The 2,778-nt window shown below is 49.4% G+C and carries 4 protein-coding genes; 1 reads left to right on the top strand and 3 read right to left on the bottom strand.

What is annotated here, in order from left to right; genetic code table 11:
• A partial coding sequence (locus ACP5D0_RS10425; RefSeq protein WP_472365739.1) for an HvfX family Cu-binding RiPP maturation protein occupies positions 1-454 on the bottom strand: 454 nt, incomplete at its 3' end.
• 89 nt (positions 455-543) lie between these two features.
• Positions 544-1,584, bottom strand: a complete 1,041-nt coding sequence (locus ACP5D0_RS10420) for a methyl-accepting chemotaxis protein (protein ID WP_472365737.1) — start codon at positions 1,582-1,584, stop codon at positions 544-546.
• A 187-nt stretch (positions 1,585-1,771) separates the two neighbouring features.
• Here ACP5D0_RS10420 and ACP5D0_RS10415 point away from each other — a divergent pair, with 187 nt between their 5' ends.
• On the top strand, positions 1,772-2,260 hold the full coding sequence (locus ACP5D0_RS10415; RefSeq protein WP_472365736.1) for a methylated-DNA--[protein]-cysteine S-methyltransferase: 489 nt from the start codon (positions 1,772-1,774) through the stop codon (positions 2,258-2,260).
• Between the two features lie 70 nt (positions 2,261-2,330).
• Here ACP5D0_RS10415 and ACP5D0_RS10410 read toward each other — a convergent pair whose 3' ends face one another.
• Positions 2,331-2,777 (bottom strand): thioredoxin family protein, encoded by a 447-nt coding sequence (locus tag ACP5D0_RS10410; RefSeq protein ID WP_472365734.1) that lies wholly within the window; start codon positions 2,775-2,777, stop codon positions 2,331-2,333.
• Position 2,778 lies beyond the last annotated feature (1 nt).

Below are 2,778 nucleotides of genomic sequence, written 5' to 3'. Positions count from 1 at the left end.
TTAGCCAGTCATAGTGACCGTGCTCTTGAAGCAAGTTGCGGGCAGCTTCCAGCCGTTCCATGGCACCGTTTAGGTGCTCGCTCGGCCAAGGCGACATAGGGTCGTGAATAGCCTGCCAACCGTTTTGCCAGTGAACCGAGAAAGCCGCCACCAGCATGGTCACAATGAGCGGAATCGTTGCCCAGCGTGTAGCCAACCCTAATAGCAGTAATAGGGCGCCCCCGACTTCAGCGCTGACTGCCAGCCCGGCCATAAGTTCAGGAAATGGCAACCCAAGACCCCAGTCCGGGTTGCCAAACCACTGCACTGTGCCTTCGAACCCGGCGATTTTGTTGGTGCCAGCCACCCAAAAAACGGCGGCTAGATAAATGCGTAAGGGAAGTGTTGCGATGAAATCGCAGTGTTGTAAACATTGGTTAAAAACGGCTTGAAGTCGAACGAGGATAGCGGTCATGTCCAAATTCCTTGTTGAATGAATGTTCAATAATTTATCAGAAGTTGTTTTAAATGGCAAATTAAAATTACGTTAAAAATCGAATATTTTTAATGACTGCGTAAATTGGTGTGATCGGATACAGTCGTATCCAGTTGTTGCATTAAGTCTGTTAAAGCTTGTTTAAATTTCAGAGTTCTGTCTGAATCGGTTTGTGCCAGTTGATGAATGGCCGTAACCGTTTGGCGCATACGCCCCGCTTGTTCTTTAATTTCTTCTAGACTGTCGGACAGTGTTTGGATGTCTCTTAAACCTTGTGATGCGCTTTTGGAGGATTTATTGATTAATGTTCGTATACGTTGTGCGGCCTCTGTCGATTTGTGTGATAGTTTACGGACTTCGCTGGCGACAACGGCAAAACCGCGCCCTTGTTCTCCAGCGTGCGCCGCTTCGACCGAGGCATTTAGAGCCAATAAGTTGGTTTGGAAGGCAATGGTGTCTATCAAGCCGACAATTTCCGTGATTTGGTCACTGGCATCGACTATGTTGTATATGGTTGTCTTGTTTTGAGACATGGCTTCTTCGCCTTTTGCCAAACGTGTTTTCTGACCGGAACCCAGTTCAAGTGCTTGGCGAACCCTATTTTGCAATGACTCTTTTTGAGAGGTGTTTGGTTCTAAGGTGTGATGCATTACCATCAGTGCCTCGCGTATCTGATCTATGAATGCCTTTTGGTCGCGTTTTAAATTAAGGTAAGAGGCTTCGAGAGCCTGATAGCGCCTTTGTAAGCTGTCCACAGCATGCGTTTGATTGACCAGGCGTTGGTTTAAATCGATAGTATCCATTTGATATTGTTGCAAGGTAGCGCCTTGTTTTAGCCGTTCGCTCTCGCAGGCCTGGGCGTTTTGTATTAAGCTTTCCAGACGCTCTTGAAGTGACTGGGTGATTGTCTGTTCAGCAGTGTCGGGCTGGTTTTGGATGATTATGTATTCGATTTGATCTAATGTGGCGGCATTGTCCATCATGTTTGAGAGTCGATGCCGTAATTCAGACTCGCAAATACGATGGGTTTCAATTTGCTGTTTTAGGTGGTGTATTTGTTCATGCAGTGGGCGTGTATAGTGAATGAGCCATTTTTGAATCCATTTCACGACCGTCTCCAGTTAAATATCAAAGTATTCGTGCGATATAATTTATCAATTGTTGATTGAATGTTCAATAATTAAATTGGTTTCTTATGTTTTGTGCAGGTGATTGACTCGAATGCTCGAGTTTGTTCGTGTTTGTTCGTGTTTGTTGGGCGGAGAGAGTGAGTGTGGTTAGTTTGAAAGGGGGGGTATGAACGGTCTTGATGTTGCGACTGCTTTGGGTCAAATGCGATTGGTGGGTGATCACCGTGGACTTCGACAACTGGCATTTCTGCAATTGGAGTTGGAGGCTCCAGTATCCGATCCAGTGGATGGCGGAATGGAAAACGAAGCCTGCCTGATGCGGGCTGCGATACAATTAGAAGCTTATGCGGCAGGGCGGCTGACGGAATTTGATGTGCGGCTGAATCCGCAGGGCACGGATTTTCAGCAGCGGGTTTGGCAGGCGTTGTTGGCGATTCCGTATGGCGAGGTGCGCAGTTATAAAGACATCGCCCTTGCCATCGGCCAGCCGAAAGCGGTGCGCGCCGTGGGCGGTGCCATCGGACAGAACCCGATTCCGCTGATGATTCCCTGTCATCGCGTTGTGGGTGCGGACGGCTCCCTGACGGGGTTTCGATGGGGGCTGGCCTTGAAAAAACGCTTGCTGCAATTGGAAGGCGGACTTTCCCGATTGTAACCAGGCCTGGTAAATCCTTGTTAATACTCAGCCGCGTTTTGATGTGGTTTAATGCCGTTGGATGTTTCGGTCAGTGCGCGTCTTTCCACTTGATTGAGCAGCCCATGCTGGGAATTTGTTCGGCGGGACCTTGTCCGGTTTCGGCGACTTGAATCATCGCGTCCAACAGGTCGCGCTTAACGTCTTTCGGCGCGGTTTCTTTGCGTGATGCATCCAGACGACCCCGATATTGCAGCCCTAAGTCGGCGTTGTAACCGAAGAAGTCCGGTGTGCAGACCGCGCCGTAGGCTTTGGCCACTTCCTGCGTTTCGTCTATGACATACGGGAACGGAAAATCGAACGTCTCGGCAATGCGTTTCATATTGTCGAACGAATCTTCGGCGTACTCGGTCGGGTCATTCGACATAATGGCGATGCTGTTGAGGCCGTAGTCGTCGCGCAGAATGCGGGCATCCTTGGCCAGGCGCGTCTGGATGGCCTTGACATAGGGGCAGTGGTTGCAGATAAACATCACCAGC

Origin of the sequence: Hydrogenovibrio sp., from assembly GCF_049975065.1 — a bacterium.
Lineage (GTDB): Bacteria > Pseudomonadota > Gammaproteobacteria > Thiomicrospirales > Thiomicrospiraceae > Hydrogenovibrio.
The sequence above is the reverse complement of the archived record's forward strand: the minus strand, read 5'-3'. Positions and strand labels throughout refer to the sequence as shown.